Origin of the sequence: Staphylococcus cohnii subsp. cohnii (assembly GCF_002902365.1) — a bacterium.
GTDB classification, from domain to species: domain Bacteria; phylum Bacillota; class Bacilli; order Staphylococcales; family Staphylococcaceae; genus Staphylococcus; species Staphylococcus cohnii.
On sequence record NZ_PPQC01000014.1, the window covers coordinates 99515 to 114645 of the forward strand.

Consider the following 15131-nt stretch of genomic DNA (forward strand, 5'->3'; position numbering starts at 1 on the left):
TTTTAATAATGAGTATAAAATACTGATTATTAAAATACGAAGGACATTAAAAATGAGACTATTAAACAAACCATTATATATGTATTTAATGTTGTTTTCATTCACCACAATCGTTGGAACCTTATTGTTATATTTACCAATCACAGGCGTAAAACCTTTAAATTTTGTAGACGCATTTTTTATCTCTGCCAGTGCTTTCACAGTTACTGGCCTAGCGACTATAGATATATCTAGTCAATTTAATTGGTTAGGCGATACAATTATTTTATTACTTATTCAAATTGGCGGATTAGGAATCGTCACTGTAACACTTTTAACACTTATTCTGATGCATCGAAAAATCAGTTTAAGAAACCGTTATTTGATTATGACAACTTGGAACATTGAATCACCTGGCGGCGTCATCAAATTGATTCTTCAATTTGTCATTTATAGTATCCTTACAGAATTCATTGGGGCAATATGTATCGCACTTTCATTTATTCCAAAATATGGCTTAGGTAAAGGAATATTTTTAAGTGCGTTTACTTCAATTTCTGCTTTTAATAATGCTGGCTTTTCATTATTTAGTGACAATATGATGGGCACTGTTAATGACCCTATAATAACTATGATCGTTCCAATTCTTATAATCATGGGTGGTATTGGACCGCTTGTCTTTTTAGACGTCGCTACAACTAGAAAGTTAAGTAAATTAACCCTACACTCAAAAATAGTATTAACGACATCTGTCATACTGATACTTATTGGTTGGGTTGTATTTTACTTTTTAGAATATAACCATTCTATGGCACATTTGTCATTTTTAGAAAAACTTGGCGCTTCATTCTTTCAGTCTGTTACTACCCGAACTGCTGGTTTTAATAGTGTCGATATTGGGCAAATCACACCACCTACTTCAATATTATTAATGCTTTTAATGTTTATTGGTGGCGCCCCTATCAGCGCTGCAGGCGGTATAAAAGTAACAACTTTAGTCTTAACGTTATTATTTATAAAAAGTACATTAAGAAACGAACAGCACCCCTCTATTTTCAAAAAATCTATAAATGAGCACACATTAAAAACTGCCGTGGCCATTACATTTTCTGCCGGTGCATTTGTTATAATCGTCTCATTTATAGTAAGTTATTTAAATTCAGCAATATCTTATACTAAAGTATTATTCGAAGTCATTTCTGCTTTCGGCACTGTTGGGCTATCGATGAACTTCACGACGTTTTATGATAGCCCTACGAAAATAGTTATTGTACTCACAATGTTAATTGGTAAAATTGGTATACTTACATTCCTCCAATTATTTATTACTGAAAAAAATCAAAAATTTCATTATGCTAAAGAAAATGTACATCTATAAAGAAATGAAAATAGACCAGAAATTAGCTTTTAATTTCTGGTCTATTGCTATTTCACATCGCTATTCGTTTCAGTATCGTCTAATCAAATCTTAATAACATTATTTCACTTTTCTTAAAATTGTAGATATTATCGCACAAATCATAGTCATTAATACCAAAGCATTCATAATCACCATATGTGTACCAGATACATCAAATCCTAAGCTAAAGTTCCCAGATTGATTATTGATAAAACCGTTAACAAACACAAGCACTAATACACTTATTGCACATAAAATGCCAATCACATCAAATAAAAATTTAACATATGGATATTTAATACCTTTAGTTAACATCTGTATCACCTCAACTTAATTTAACGTTACAAACGCTCTATATAATACGCTAACAATGCACTCACTTCAATTACATATAATGTATCACACTATATATAATCATAAAATACTGAGAATTGTTAATTCCAGATAAATCATGATTAAAATACTTCAAAATTTGTAATTATTTTAAAACACAACTAATCAATCATTAACCAATTGGATACTTTGGGCCAACCTTTTGATTTGCGCATTGTCTGTAGCATTAATTTCAACCGTTTCTATATCTTGTTCAACTGCATTTTTAGTGTCTTGATAAATATCCTCAGTGTTCGAGGACGCATTTGATTCCCATCTATATGGTATTTTTTTATAAATATTAATAGTTCCATCACCATTACTACTATAAGTTATCGAACCACCCACTTTCATTGGCGCTTCTAATTTAACGACATCCTCAGGATACAATGCGCTCTTTTCCGCATTTTTATTTACGGGCGTTCCTTTTGGATATTTTTTGACATAAATATTTTTGACATCTTTAATCATTCCTAGTTGATGCCAAATACGGGCGTATTCGATTTTTGAAGTACTTAAACCATTTAAATAACTTTTGCTATTATCATTATTTTTCATTTTTGAAGCATTATCGTTTTTCGTTTTAGCTTTTGAATCCATATTCTTGTCATTTTCAGCCGCTGAATCTTGATGTAACGACTGATCCTTTTTTGCTTCACTTTGTTCTGTAGATTGTCGTTCCTCATGTTGATTATTATCTTCATCCTGTTTGTTTGTATTACTGCTTTGCTCAACGTCATCATTATTTTTTTCATTGTTACCACATGCTGTCAGGATCACTGATAAAAATAATAATGATATGATTAAACTGAATTGCTTCATTTCCTAAACCCACCCATAACTTTATATTATTAAAGTAACACGAAATTATGACGTTCACAATTATATTCATAAAAACATTTTTTAATTTATTACAAAAACGAGCATCGTCTTATTAGACGATGCTCGTTCTATGCAACGCTTCTATTTTATTTTTAGAATTTGGCCTACTTTTAAACTATTAGAACTCAACTTGTTATCCTTTTTAATTTTATCTACAGAGGTACCTTGATTTTTAGCAATGCTATATAATGTATCACCTTTTTTAACCGTATATGTCTTAACTAGATATAAAATTTGTCCTTTACTAATATTATCCGACTTTAAATGGTTCCATTTTTTTATGTTTGCCACACTTACTTTACTTCGTTTTGAAATATTATATAGTGTATCTCCTTCAACCACTTTGTGTGAATCGCCAGTAATGGAATCACTTGGGGTGCTAGGATTTTTCAACTTCAGTACTTGCCCTACAGAAAGCGTGTTGCTCGTTAGTTTATTCCATTTTTTAATATTATCTATTGCAACACCACTTCTTCTCGAAATGCTATACAGCGTATCACCTTTTGATACTTTATATGTGTTGCCAGTAATTGCTCCGTCACTACCTCCACCTGATAGAGATTTATAATGTTTCTGTACTAAACTGTAAAACTGGTTCATATTATATCCCCATTGTCCGAAATAGCCAACCGGATCTGAATGATCTGAACCACCCCAATATTGGCTTACCGCATTGTGACTTATAATTGTTCCTGTTCCTTGATTATTGTCAGCAAGCGAAGGCTGTAGCCCATTGGCTTTCAACATTTTTGCAGTTAAATATGCTTGGTTATTAACAGATCTTGCGAACCCATCAAATGTGTTAGCTCTTGTTAATTCAATTTGATAAAAATATGGATTGGCATTAGCACCTGCGCCCCAAGCTAAATATTGACTTGGCGCAGTTTGAACAATTTTATCACTACCCGCATACGCATGCACAAACGCACTATTATAATTGTTGTACATGTAGTTTACTTCACCATCGATTGTACTGTTTGGATTTGCAGTTTCATGTATTACTACACCAATGTATTTACCAGATTTATAATTATACTTTGGTAAGTTATTCATTCTGGAATCTTGTACGATTTTAGCTGGTTTTATATTATTATTTGCTATGTATGTATTTACATCTTGATACGCTCGATTAGCCGAAAAACTTCTCATTTCAGTATTTTGACGTTCACCATCTTTATTATGTAACTTTAAATCTCCTGGCGTTAATGCATTTTTCAATTGCTGTGGACTCATTTTTTGAGCTTTTTCATATTAAATGGCCTTGCTCGTATTTTCTTTGTTTTGTGTATCATTCTTCTTCGTATCTTGCGTGTTTTTATTTTCTTGTGCTGCAATTGCAGTTTGTGACAGTAGCAAGCTCGAAACTAATAACAATGAAACACTAAATCTAAACTTCATAACGATATCTCCTTAAATAAAATATTCATACGGTTAATATGTATGTAACAAAAAATTTCATTTACAAAACTTCTTTAATTCATTCTATATTAATATTGAATTAATTACAAAATGAAATATTGTTTTATACTTCATATTAAAGATACTTGAGGTTTCTAAAGCAAAATTAAAAGCCGTCGCTCATTTGAGCAACGACGTTTTATTAAATATCTGTAAAAACACTAGACAATATCGCAATCAAAGCCACCACTAACACAAGTATTAAGATAGAATCAATTTTTCTTTGATTACGTTGATTCATAGGTTTTTTGAACTCTTTTAATGCTTTAAAACCTGCGATTAAAACAATAATTAAACAGACTAAATGAAATAACAACGCAAACACAGCCATCCAATCACCCCAAGTCATATTAATAAGATCTTCAAACCGTATCATTACATAAAAACATAAATCTCTTATGAAAAGGTCATATTATTTATTTATCCATACCCTTTCCATACATTAAACTAACTACCACTTTTGTTTTCTATTTCAAATACCTGGTTTTAGTTCGATTTTTATAATAAATTAATTACTTGCTTAAAATACCATCATTTGGCTTTAAACATAGTCATTTCAATATCAATTGATAAAAAGCTAAGTCCAACCATCTGTCAAATTTGTAACCAACACTTTTTATATTTCCGCAAAATTCAAAACCATATTTTTCATGTAATTTAATGCTAGCATTATTTGATGCGTCAATACCTGCAACAATTGTCTTATAATTTCTGTTTTTGATCTCTTCAATTAATTTAACTAACAGTTGTGAAGCTACACCTTCTTTTCTCGTTTCTGGATCAACATAAATGGAATGTTCTACAGTGTATTGATACGCTGGCCAATTTCTAAACGAGCCATATGTTGCAAATCCAACAACTTTGTCACCTTTTAAATATACAAAAATGGGTTCGTCTTGCTCTAATTTTTCATGAAACCAAACTTCTCTTTCTTCAATAGTTACTGCTTCATATGTATAAACTGCAGTCGTATTTAATATTGCATGATTATATATAGTTAAAATCGATTGCAAATCCGATTGTCGTGCTTGTCTTATCATATCGCTTCACCTCTGCTTTATTGTATATTTAAAGCAAATCTATGTCATAAAACATAACAAAAACACTCACCATAACCCTAAAGTTATCTAATGAGTGTTTTTCATAAAATGTTTATATATATATGCACAAAGCATAAATTGTATTATTTATTAATAAATTGTAATTCATAAAGTTCTTTCTCATCATACGTATTAAATCTATCTAATTTACCATTGAGTATAATTGTTTTTACTTTTCTACTAACGTTATGATAATAATTAATTCTAATATTTAAATTAGACTCATAACCATTATTTTGAATAGTACTTTGCAACTCATCAAAAACGTCTTTATTAATTGGTAATAAATAGCCTTCTTTACTTGGTAATATACTTACATATTTTTTTTGAATTACGTTATCTTCATTAAGAATTATTTCAATATCAATATCTTTTGCTGCCCCGCCACCTAGATTAAACAATTTTAAATAATCTTGATGTTCAACAGAATCAGAACTTGTATTAATCATTTGTAGTTGATTATCTTTATCTAAAGAAAGTAAAATTTGATTAAATCCAAGCGCAGGAATAAAACTTATTTTCATTTGGTACAGTTGTATTGAAACTGAAACAAAATAAAATAGTGCCATTATAAAAGTTCCAATAGAACCAATAGCTGAAATAATGTTTATCATACTAAACCACCTTTATAATATAAATGTGAGATGGTCGTTGATTATCGTAATATCTTTACAAAAAAGATCATAATTTCTACCCGTTATAATAAAAATTTTTTCTAACTTTTTGTAAGTCGCTTTATCTTAATTATTTTTTTCTTAGCGCACTAATAATAAGTGAAGCGATAAATATAAATACAATTGACCCAATCAACGCTGGAAAAATTGGTACGCCGCCCCATACTGGGCCCCAAGTACCTAGCAATCTACTACCAATCGCAGAACCAACTAGACCAGCAACAATATTACCAATGATACCTCCTGGAATATCTTTACCTACGATAGCGCCTGCAATCCAGCCAATTAGGCCACCTACAATGATCATTATTATAAAACTCATATGCATAAACTCCTTTTTATTTGTATATTTTTAAACACATGAATATTACGATAACCAACATGAAAATACAATACCACAATTACTTTATTTACGTAAATAGTAATCAATGTTTTTAAACACAAAAAGACCCCTAATAAAAGGGGCCTTATAACGGGAGTTATGAATCTTCTGCATGCCCAAGGGCACACAGAAAACCCATCTCCTCATTTTCGCACACCCGTGGGCATGCAAAACTAATTATAAAACTACATGACGATAATGTAAATCTTAAATTTGTAACATGCGCTTGATTTCATCTTATAATTTTATTTTTTCATTTAATGCAATAAAGCATTATAACTATAATGACTAACAATGGTATTATAAATTTATCTGCATGCATCATTGAATCTGATAACTTTTCAAAGTCTTGATTTGATGTATTTTTCTTCTTCAAATCACTATATTTTTTGCCAAAATATAGAGCTGGCAAGAGATTAATTAATAAAAATATGATTAATATCGTCAAAATCATTCCAAGTCTTCTTTTCTAACAACACAAAAATATATGTAAAACTTTATTCATTATTATGTTTTTCTTTTATCATTTCAGAAGGTACTGCAAATATAAATAGTAAAATAAATAATATCAATGCTAAATGAGGAATATCTTCAAGAAAATACCATCTTAAATTCCAATCAAACATCATATTTGCATATTTAACAATATACTTACTAAACAATAAAATAACACATATCCATACTAAAACATCTAAAATTTTAGTGATAAATTTCATACATAACCCCTTATAAACTATAAAATATAATCGCTATTATTACGATAAAGATAATATCAAAAACTATTATCTTGATATTTTTTTCCATAACGTGCGGTATCGCACTTATGATTAAGCTTAGTATAATAAGTACGCCAGACCCGTTAACAACATAGTCTAGAAATTTCCATTCAAAAATCAAAGCTAGAATCAATGAGGCAAATACTAAGATCAAAGCTACTATGCCAAAAGTGTTTGCTATAACTTCTATTTTCTGATATTTTTTCTTATCATTTTCATGATTCATAAAATACCTCCAAAATGCTATATGAACAATCATTTTAAAATACTTAAGATTAGTATTTATGTTTTTAAATTTCTGTCAGTGGATTATATAGTGTAGAAAATACTTTAGTTAAGGCTTTTAATGGTTATTTTTCTTTGAAATTTCGATACTTTTATAAACTAAAAAGCCTGCATTTAAAACAGTTATTATTGCAAAAATCACTGTAAAAAAATTATTAAGGTGATTAAACGCGCCAAAAGCAAACAATAGTACTAAAATTATATTCATAAAATTAGCAATTATAAAACTCGTATCCATATTATTTTTCAAATTTCTCACTCCTATTACACTAATATTTTAGAAAAAATACCTCACTCGTATTACATAAACTTATATATTGATTTGATTTATTAATAATGTGCTGAATTATGCGATGTCTCTATAATTATTTAATACAATACCTACACTTAGTAATTATCTTCTCTTTCTTTTGTCTCTCAATGCTTGAACTATGTAATAGATATTTACTGTAGTCACAATTAAAGCACCAATACCTGCTGTAATAGAATTATTGTAAAATGAATAAACAGCAAATATGAGTGCACCTACAAATATAATAAATGAAACAACTATCTCAATATTATTCCACATATAAATACTCCTTTTTATTATAATATTATTTCAATCCTAACATACTTTTTATAAAATATATGTTGTATCCATCCAAATCATTCTAGGAGTTGACATAATTTGAATAGATTAATTGTTGATATGGGCTTTTGGTATGAAGGACATACACTATCCTATCCTTTAATATTTGCAGATTGCACAGTTACATATAGTATTATGGAATTAAAAATACTTTTAGAATATTACGAAAAAGATTCATGGTGGAAAAATTATACTATTGCACTCATGGATTTCGAGTCAAAATACAATAATGCTAGGTAGTTCATTACAAATCTTTGATTCCAAATGTTAAAAACCAGAGGATTAATATTTGAGGAGTGGAGAAAATGAATAAGAGAATGGCTATACACCATACAATTAATATCATTTTAATGATAGCACTCATTATTTTTAATTATACAAATATTGGTGGATTTACCATTTTATTAATATTAGCAATAATTTTTATGGGTAATGCAATTTTATTAATACGAGCAAGCACGAAAAAAGTCGAAAAAGACGGCGTTACGATAGACGACTATAACAAGAAGTAATATAACTTTATAAGGAGTGATATGATGAAATTTGGCAAATATAAAATTGATGAGTTTTATCTAATCATGATTGGCTGATTTTTAATAACATCTATTTTTGTACCATTCATGCTCATTTCAGCTGTGTTAATGGTTATTTTAGGATTAGAAAAAGATGAATAATATATAAAAGGAGATGGGTATAATGGAATTCAATAATTGGACAGTTACAATTAATGGCAAAGGATCATATAATATAGTTAGAGACGAAGATACACTAGTTATTTTAGAAAACTATCAACACGTTGCCCTATATTTAAAATTGGAAAATGATACTATAAAAGTTAAATCACTAAGTTATGGAAATGATGTCTCGTTTAATGTTGATACAAGAGAAATCATTGTAAATGTTATAAATTTATTAGATGATGACGATTAATCTAAATCATCACTACGCAAACTTCAACAATAATGATATTATAGAAAGTTCACTTAAAAAACTTAAAATACACTTATTTAAAATTAGTAATTTCTTACACTTGAATAAAGTTTAATGTCCTTTCCCAAAATATATAACACACAAAAATAACCCCGTAGGTATATGCCTACGGGGTTTTCAGATACAATATCTATTATCGTGCTTTATATATACTACTATTTTATTAATAATCATTAATGTTCAAAATGCTGTTATAAAGGCATTTACTAGCACATTTCTGTAAATGCCATTTCATACATTTGCCCTTATTATTAAAACCATTCCTTTTTCCTTAATATTACGTATGCTTTGTATCAAACTTTATTAAATCAATTGAGCTATAACCTTTTATTATTGATCAAGGAATCAAAGTGTAAACAACAGTAACTAGAACCACTACAATAAGAATTATAGCATTTGTTATGCCTATCTTTTTAAGTTTTTCTTGATATTCATTATCAGACATTTCATTTTTCTTTTTACTTAAAATATAATAAAAAGTAAAGATAGAATAACCAATAAAAATCACGAGTGAAATCACAGATAAAATTAAAAATATAATTTTTAGTACGTCCATATTATTCATCTCCTAATATTAATTTATCCATCTTTCAAATTTATTATCTGTTTTTTTAATTCGATCATAGTATTGTACTTTTCATTAGGCTCCACTTCAGACAATAATACATCTAGTGACTTATCATATATGCTCTTAGCTTTAGATTTGCCCTCTTTAGCCACTGCACTATATAAATCACCAATTTCTTCAAATAAGTTTGCACTTTTATTTAAATAGATAAGTTTTTCTTTATTAGCATCATGATCAATCAAACCGTCTCTAATACCGTATTTAATTGCATAATAAAGTAAAATAGCTGATAGAATTATGTATACAAAAACCAAATAAACACAGCCTTTCAATTTTCAAATTTATGTGTTTCATTACTCATTAATTTTTATTGTTTTTCTTATTTAAATAAATGGCTAAGAATGCAATTCCTATGCAAAACCACATTCCCAATATTGAAAGCCAAATTGTCATCGTGAATTCAGTCCTTCTTTTTAGTTTTATTATCTTTCTTGTAAAAAACATTATTCAAAAAAGTAATATCTGCTAAATAGCTAAAAAAGCTACCTCCAATAACATCTACAATAAATGATGCGATAGTTGCAAACACCTTGCTAAGAAATTTCATATAAAAGTCCTCACAAATATTGTTTTAAATATGCTTTCATACTAACACACCCTCGATTAAATTTATATTGTGTATAAAATAGTCTATATTTCAATTTTAAAGTTGTGGGCGCTTTCTAAAAGTTTACTTACAATTCCTTTATAAAACGAATCATATCTCTACATAATATCCCATTTTCATAAATTTTTTCATTATAATTTCTATCATAAAAGCCTATATCTATATTACACATTCTAAAACCCATTTTTTGATAAAATACAATTTGCCCTATACTAGAATTACCTGTACCAACCTTTATATTTTTGTAACCATTCTTCTTGGCATATTCAAAAGCATTTGCTAGTAACTTTTTACCAATCCCCGTCTTCTGTTTAGATTCAAGTACTGCAATGTTAACTAATTCAATTTTATCTTGATTAATTTTTTGTAATACATAGCATCCTAAAGTCTCATTATTTTCTTTATATACAAAGCATTCACCATTTTTTAAATAATTTAAAATTAAATTTTTTGATGGATCTGCCAATAACAGAAGTTCAATCGGTGCTTCATCTACAGATTTCAACTTTTCAATCATAATTATCACTCTTTCAAAATTTTATATTTTGTGGTTTTTAAATATAATACGAAAACACCCATCAGAAATTATACTGACGGGTGGAAATAGCTAATTTTCTTTTTTTGAATTTTCTTTAAATCCTTTTTTAATATCCTTAATCAAGGAGTCACTACCTGCAAAGTTAGAAAATGTATTCATTAAAAATGTTAATATTTTTCCAATTATGTCCATACAGCATTCCCCTTTACTATATAGATACCTTATTCCCCATAAAATAATCACACATTTAATATGAATATTACTTTATTTTTTAAGTGAACATTATCTTCTATTTTGTTGCTACTAAGATATTGCTAATTAATTTCAGGTATCTCTGTTCTATTGCTTTTATATACAAATTTTATTAATTCTCAAACTCTATAAATCTTGCGAAATTTTTAAATATAAACCCTTATCAACATTTCTGTTGATGGGTTGTTAATTATATACCTGTAAGAAGCGAATATAAAAACTCTCTTAAATATTCTTCACAAAATGCTGCTAATATTATTACTGGTATCACTGCAAATATATAGATTTTGATTGTACTGAAAAGTGATTTTATAACAGATGTTCGTTTACTATTATTCTTATTAAATAGCTCTCTGATTTTACTTCGAATTGATTTATTTATCTGAAACAATACACTTGCAAACATACAGAAACCTAAAATTTCTAGTGTAGTGTGAGGAAATACAGATATGATGTTAGCTATAGCTTTATAAAAATCAATTTTTAATAAAATACCAATCACAATACCTGGCAATATAGAACTATATATCAAATTAAAGAAGTATAAAAATTGAATAGGTATTAGTGAAAGCAAAAACATTTGTAGTGGAACTATAAAACCATTATTTACGATATATATAATAACTGCACCTAGTCCTGAAGATTGTTTAAGAGAACTGGATATATCGTTATCTATACCTTTAATCATTGCTTCCACATTCATATCGATACTATATGTAATTACAATCGTTAAGATCATTATACTCAGACTAAATAAAAATATTTTTAAAGATCTAATAATAAAACCTTTATCAATAACAAACATAGACTTCTCCTTGCATTTTGTGTAGTTCACAACCAAACACAAACTAACATATTAGAAATATGAACAACCTACAGCAGCACGTATTGATGTTTAGAATTGTATTATACATATAACTCATTTCTTTTTTTCATCCATAAAATACAATGACAGTAAAGCAAAGAAAGCACTAACAATCCATAATCCAGAAATATAAAATAAAATAGCTGTTAACCCAGAGAAAGTAATCTTTAAAATTTTCAAATCTTTTTTCTTCATAATTTTCCACCTTTTTTTAAACCTTCTCCTACAAAAACAGATCCTACAAACCCTATTAACCCATTAATCAAAGATGGCCAAAAATTCATATCTCCCATATAAAAGGAAACTAAAAAAATTAATCCTCCAGTCACTATACAAATTATCCATTGACTTAATTTCATAGACTAAAATACTCCCTTCTAGCAACCTTTATTTCAGTTTATTTAATCTTATTCAGAATATAAATATAAAAAATAGGTCAAGTACATAGATGTTTATCCTACATACCACTCCTCATATCAAAAATATTGGGTTACATACTTCTATTCAAAAACCTTTGCGTTTAATTTGTCTGTATACAAAGATGATTGCAACTATTAAAGTTATGCTATCAAGTAGCTTTATAAAAATTGAACCAAACTCTAAAATTTCAATTTGAAAAATTGCTCCTATTATAGGTAACAAAAAATTAAAACTCATAAAGAATAGCAAAATGGCTAATATTATTTGTTGAGATTTTGGAATAATATCTACTTCCCTTTTATATTAAATTGCCTTAGTACAAAGAAATATTGAATAAAATCATTACTTTTTATTATTAGAGTTAGAAGAAAATAAAAATGCACCAAAAAATAATAATGGGAATATGGCAAATAAACGTATGTTAAAAGAATTATCATCAAAAATAATTGGCAAAGAAATATAAATTATAAATGTTATTACTAAAAATATTAGATAAATTTTTTTTATTACTCATATGTAAAACCTACAAAACAATTGCTATAAATGCTCTAGCAACAACATATGCAAATTGTTTATTAAAACCAAACTTATTAGTTAACCCATTCGCTATGCCATCTGCTAAGTTGCCTTCAAACCCTGTTAAAATATCACAAAATTTATTAATACTTTGATAATGGAACATAACGAGTTTAGTACCAGTTGTATTTTCTATTTTCTTTACCAATTTGTTCCATGCCTTTTCACCGACCTTATTTACAGTAGCTCTAATTGCTTGGGCTCCTGCTTTTGTAGTCATTGTGGCTTTGCCTCTTTCAGCTACACCACCTCTATAATTTTTCACTTGCCATTTTAGCCTTTCAGCAACTGCCGGATCTTTAAAATCACTTTTACTATTATCAATCTCTTTTAAGAGTGCATCACCAATCTCTTTTCTTTGATTCATTTCTTTATCTATTTCACTTCTAGTTTTAGCATTCGCCTTACCAGAATCAATAGTAAAATATACAGGACCAGATAAAATCGCTGTAGCTACACTAGCAGTTAATATTTTTTTAATTTGCTTATTCAATGTTAAATCTCCTTTTATATAATAATTCTCCCAAATCACTATATAAATAACATCTCCAAAATAAGTTTAACAAAATTAAAATTCATTTCAATTAAGGTAGTGTAAAAATTGGTTTTTTGTTGTGTATGAACGATAGTTCACCAACATTTATAAAACCTCTAAAACTACATCCATTAAACAGTAATAACACAGTATCATTCCAAGAACTAACTTTCATTTTTTACATTGTTAACAATTAAATATTTCCATGCTATCCTTATACAAAAAGGTGATAAACAATGAGCTTACTTGTTGCGATAATATTAGGAATCATCATTATACCTATTTACGCTTACTTTTGGGCATCTATATATCGTTGGGAAAATAATAGAAGAATAAAACGTAACAATTTTAAACCTATGACTAAGAAACAATTTAATCTTAATAGTACACGCTATTTGTGCAGCAATCTTTGTTATTATTGCAATCTACTTAAGTTATTTTAAATAAGTTACTTTAAATCCATATTATTGATTAAACAAGATGTTTCTATAAAAACTAACTTTTTGGAATGGTCTTTTGATAAACTTGAGCTATTACATTTTTTGATATTGGCAATTATTAATTTTTTTTACTAATGCAATCGGACTTTTTGTATTTTGGTTATCTAGTCATATTCTAATAATAGACAGATGCTCCATTTTAGCGCATTAGCTCGTAAATTAACAAAATGCTAGAAAAGTTTTGTTGACCTCTTCAATTTTATGGATTGTAAAATTAAACGATCAAACAAAAATCCAATAAATCGTACTCATTACTTACATAAAGGAGCATCATTGTGGATATACTTATAGGAGTCATAATCAAAATAATAGATATAATTGTAGCTATAGTAAGCTTATTTGAACAGGAAACATCAAAGTTATTGAGTAAGATGTTTAGACGTAAAAATAAAAAAGAAGATGAGATAAAAGAATAGGAACAATAACTGTGTCCTTTCATACGTTCATAAAGTATATTAATACCTATTACGTTTACAAAGGGGTATCGCTGTGGAGTATATTATAGGTATAGTAATTAAAGTAATAAATTTCATATTAAGTACAATGCTCGATGGTTACTTGTATTTTAAGGAGTTTATTAAAGAGAGAAAAAAGAATAAGGAATAGCACCACCCCTACGTGTCTTTGCACACGTACGCCCTATTTTAAGGTTGTGAGATACATAGTAAATTTTTAATTAAGTAGTGTTGAAAGGAGTCATATTCATCAAACAAAATAGGAATCAACCAAATTCAAAATTGTTCAAGACAATGTTACCAATCACTGTTTTATTACATTTATTCTTCATTGGTCTATCTATTCACAACATTTTGACTAAAGATGATGTAGTTGCTACATGTTTATCTATATTCAGTCTAATAATCTTCACATCGATGCTGACGCTTGTAGTGAATAAATACATAGAATATAAAAAGCAAAATAAATAGCAAAAGGAGTATTTTTATGAAATTCGGTAAGTACAAATACGATTACAACTATTTACTGATGTCGATACCACTCTTAGTAACATCTATATTTGTACCAGCAGTTTTTGTAGCATTTCTAATCTGTTTAATATGTGGATTTGAGGAACAAAAATAGGAGGATTATTATGAAATTCGGTAAGTATAAAATTGATGAGTTCTATTTACTTTTAATCCTAATATTTATAGCCTTATCTTTATTTGCACCATCTATCATAATTACAGTTGCAATATTGATCATATTAGGGTTAGAGAAAGAAGAATGATATATCAAGGGGGAATGTGGAATGGGAAATTCTTAGTGAGATCAATAATTCATT

Annotated in this window: 27 protein-coding genes; 6 read left to right on the forward strand and 21 right to left on the reverse strand. The window is 28.1% G+C overall.

The window, feature by feature from the left end; genetic code table 11:
• Nucleotides 1-52 precede the first annotated feature (52 nt).
• The gene (locus CD032_RS02650) at nt 53-1357 is read left to right on the forward strand and encodes a TrkH family potassium uptake protein (RefSeq protein WP_019469877.1); all 1305 of its coding nucleotides are present in this window, start codon (nt 53-55) and stop codon (nt 1355-1357) included.
• Nucleotides 1358-1456: 99 nt separating this feature from the next.
• Here the strand turns inward: CD032_RS02650 and CD032_RS02655 are convergent, their stop codons facing one another.
• The 12 genes from CD032_RS02655 to CD032_RS13020 form a co-directional block, all read right to left on the reverse strand.
• Entirely contained in the window at nt 1457-1693 is a 237-nt protein-coding gene (locus tag CD032_RS02655) for a hypothetical protein (RefSeq protein WP_019469876.1), read from the reverse strand.
• A 183-nt stretch (nt 1694-1876) separates the two neighbouring features.
• Nucleotides 1877-2572: a YdeJ family lipoprotein gene (locus CD032_RS02660; RefSeq protein ID WP_019469875.1), complete on the reverse strand. Its 696-nt coding sequence runs from the start codon at nt 2570-2572 to the stop codon at nt 1877-1879.
• 141 nt (nt 2573-2713) lie between these two features.
• Complete coding sequence (locus CD032_RS02665) at nt 2714-3850, reverse strand: peptidoglycan recognition protein family protein (protein ID WP_438829910.1); 1137 nt, start codon at nt 3848-3850, stop codon at nt 2714-2716.
• 33 nt (nt 3851-3883) lie between these two features.
• Entirely contained in the window at nt 3884-4030 is a 147-nt protein-coding gene (locus tag CD032_RS13640; RefSeq protein ID WP_231912218.1) for a hypothetical protein, read from the reverse strand.
• 202 nt (nt 4031-4232) lie between these two features.
• Nucleotides 4233-4421, reverse strand: coding sequence for a hypothetical protein (locus CD032_RS02670; RefSeq protein ID WP_019469873.1), 189 nt, complete (start codon nt 4419-4421; stop codon nt 4233-4235).
• Nucleotides 4422-4641: 220 nt separating this feature from the next.
• A complete protein-coding gene (locus CD032_RS02675) occupies nt 4642-5130 on the reverse strand; it encodes a GNAT family N-acetyltransferase (RefSeq protein ID WP_019469872.1) in 489 nt (162 codons plus the stop codon).
• A 143-nt stretch (nt 5131-5273) separates the two neighbouring features.
• Nucleotides 5274-5804 (reverse strand): hypothetical protein, encoded by a 531-nt coding sequence (locus tag CD032_RS02680; protein ID WP_019469871.1) that lies wholly within the window; start codon nt 5802-5804, stop codon nt 5274-5276.
• 130 nt (nt 5805-5934) lie between these two features.
• The gene (locus tag CD032_RS02685; protein WP_019469870.1) at nt 5935-6186 is read right to left on the reverse strand and encodes a GlsB/YeaQ/YmgE family stress response membrane protein; all 252 of its coding nucleotides are present in this window, start codon (nt 6184-6186) and stop codon (nt 5935-5937) included.
• Nucleotides 6187-6743: 557 nt separating this feature from the next.
• Nucleotides 6744-6962, reverse strand: coding sequence for an epilancin biosynthesis-related protein ElxI1 (elxI1, locus tag CD032_RS02695; protein ID WP_019469869.1), 219 nt, complete (start codon nt 6960-6962; stop codon nt 6744-6746).
• Between the two features lie 10 nt (nt 6963-6972).
• Complete coding sequence (locus CD032_RS02700; protein WP_019469868.1) at nt 6973-7248, reverse strand: hypothetical protein; 276 nt, start codon at nt 7246-7248, stop codon at nt 6973-6975.
• A gap of 117 nt (nt 7249-7365) precedes the next feature.
• Nucleotides 7366-7557, reverse strand: coding sequence for a hypothetical protein (locus tag CD032_RS02705; RefSeq protein ID WP_019469867.1), 192 nt, complete (start codon nt 7555-7557; stop codon nt 7366-7368).
• A 144-nt stretch (nt 7558-7701) separates the two neighbouring features.
• Complete coding sequence (locus CD032_RS13020) at nt 7702-7878, reverse strand: hypothetical protein (protein ID WP_159081968.1); 177 nt, start codon at nt 7876-7878, stop codon at nt 7702-7704.
• 99 nt (nt 7879-7977) lie between these two features.
• Between CD032_RS13020 and CD032_RS02710 the strand changes: the two genes are divergently transcribed.
• From CD032_RS02710 to CD032_RS02720, 3 genes are all read left to right on the forward strand, one after another.
• Nucleotides 7978-8178: a hypothetical protein gene (locus CD032_RS02710; protein WP_019469865.1), complete on the forward strand. Its 201-nt coding sequence runs from the start codon at nt 7978-7980 to the stop codon at nt 8176-8178.
• 65 nt (nt 8179-8243) lie between these two features.
• The gene (locus CD032_RS02715; protein ID WP_019469864.1) at nt 8244-8450 is read left to right on the forward strand and encodes a hypothetical protein; all 207 of its coding nucleotides are present in this window, start codon (nt 8244-8246) and stop codon (nt 8448-8450) included.
• 184 nt (nt 8451-8634) lie between these two features.
• Complete coding sequence (locus CD032_RS02720) at nt 8635-8868, forward strand: hypothetical protein (protein WP_019469863.1); 234 nt, start codon at nt 8635-8637, stop codon at nt 8866-8868.
• Nucleotides 8869-9265: 397 nt separating this feature from the next.
• On the opposite strand, the gene CD032_RS02725 is transcribed toward CD032_RS02720, so the two are convergent.
• From CD032_RS02725 to CD032_RS02750, 9 genes are all read right to left on the reverse strand, one after another.
• A complete protein-coding gene (locus CD032_RS02725) occupies nt 9266-9484 on the reverse strand; it encodes a hypothetical protein (protein WP_019469862.1) in 219 nt (72 codons plus the stop codon).
• A 23-nt stretch (nt 9485-9507) separates the two neighbouring features.
• Entirely contained in the window at nt 9508-9810 is a 303-nt protein-coding gene (locus tag CD032_RS02730) for a hypothetical protein (RefSeq protein ID WP_019469861.1), read from the reverse strand.
• A gap of 146 nt (nt 9811-9956) precedes the next feature.
• Nucleotides 9957-10103 (reverse strand): hypothetical protein, encoded by a 147-nt coding sequence (locus tag CD032_RS13025; RefSeq protein WP_019469860.1) that lies wholly within the window; start codon nt 10101-10103, stop codon nt 9957-9959.
• A gap of 127 nt (nt 10104-10230) precedes the next feature.
• A complete protein-coding gene (locus tag CD032_RS02735; RefSeq protein WP_019469859.1) occupies nt 10231-10680 on the reverse strand; it encodes a GNAT family N-acetyltransferase in 450 nt (149 codons plus the stop codon).
• A 90-nt stretch (nt 10681-10770) separates the two neighbouring features.
• Nucleotides 10771-10893 (reverse strand): hypothetical protein, encoded by a 123-nt coding sequence (locus tag CD032_RS13260; protein ID WP_019469858.1) that lies wholly within the window; start codon nt 10891-10893, stop codon nt 10771-10773.
• Between the two features lie 250 nt (nt 10894-11143).
• On the reverse strand, nt 11144-11758 hold the full coding sequence (locus CD032_RS02740; RefSeq protein WP_040030357.1) for a stage II sporulation protein M: 615 nt from the start codon (nt 11756-11758) through the stop codon (nt 11144-11146).
• Nucleotides 11759-11872: 114 nt separating this feature from the next.
• The gene (locus CD032_RS13030) at nt 11873-12013 is read right to left on the reverse strand and encodes a hypothetical protein (RefSeq protein ID WP_019469856.1); all 141 of its coding nucleotides are present in this window, start codon (nt 12011-12013) and stop codon (nt 11873-11875) included.
• Nucleotides 12010-12177 carry a hypothetical protein gene (locus CD032_RS13035; protein WP_019469855.1) on the reverse strand — a complete coding sequence of 56 codons (168 nt, stop codon included), beginning with the start codon at nt 12175-12177 and terminating at the stop codon, nt 12010-12012. The genes CD032_RS13030 and CD032_RS13035 overlap by 4 nt, the downstream gene beginning before the upstream one ends.
• Before the next feature lie 584 nt (nt 12178-12761).
• Entirely contained in the window at nt 12762-13307 is a 546-nt protein-coding gene (locus tag CD032_RS02750) for a hypothetical protein (RefSeq protein WP_019469854.1), read from the reverse strand.
• A 1484-nt stretch (nt 13308-14791) separates the two neighbouring features.
• Between CD032_RS02750 and CD032_RS13040 the strand changes: the two genes are divergently transcribed.
• Nucleotides 14792-14929, forward strand: coding sequence for a hypothetical protein (locus CD032_RS13040; RefSeq protein ID WP_019469851.1), 138 nt, complete (start codon nt 14792-14794; stop codon nt 14927-14929).
• A gap of 10 nt (nt 14930-14939) precedes the next feature.
• Nucleotides 14940-15077: a hypothetical protein gene (locus CD032_RS13045; RefSeq protein ID WP_019469850.1), complete on the forward strand. Its 138-nt coding sequence runs from the start codon at nt 14940-14942 to the stop codon at nt 15075-15077.
• Nucleotides 15078-15131 lie beyond the last annotated feature (54 nt).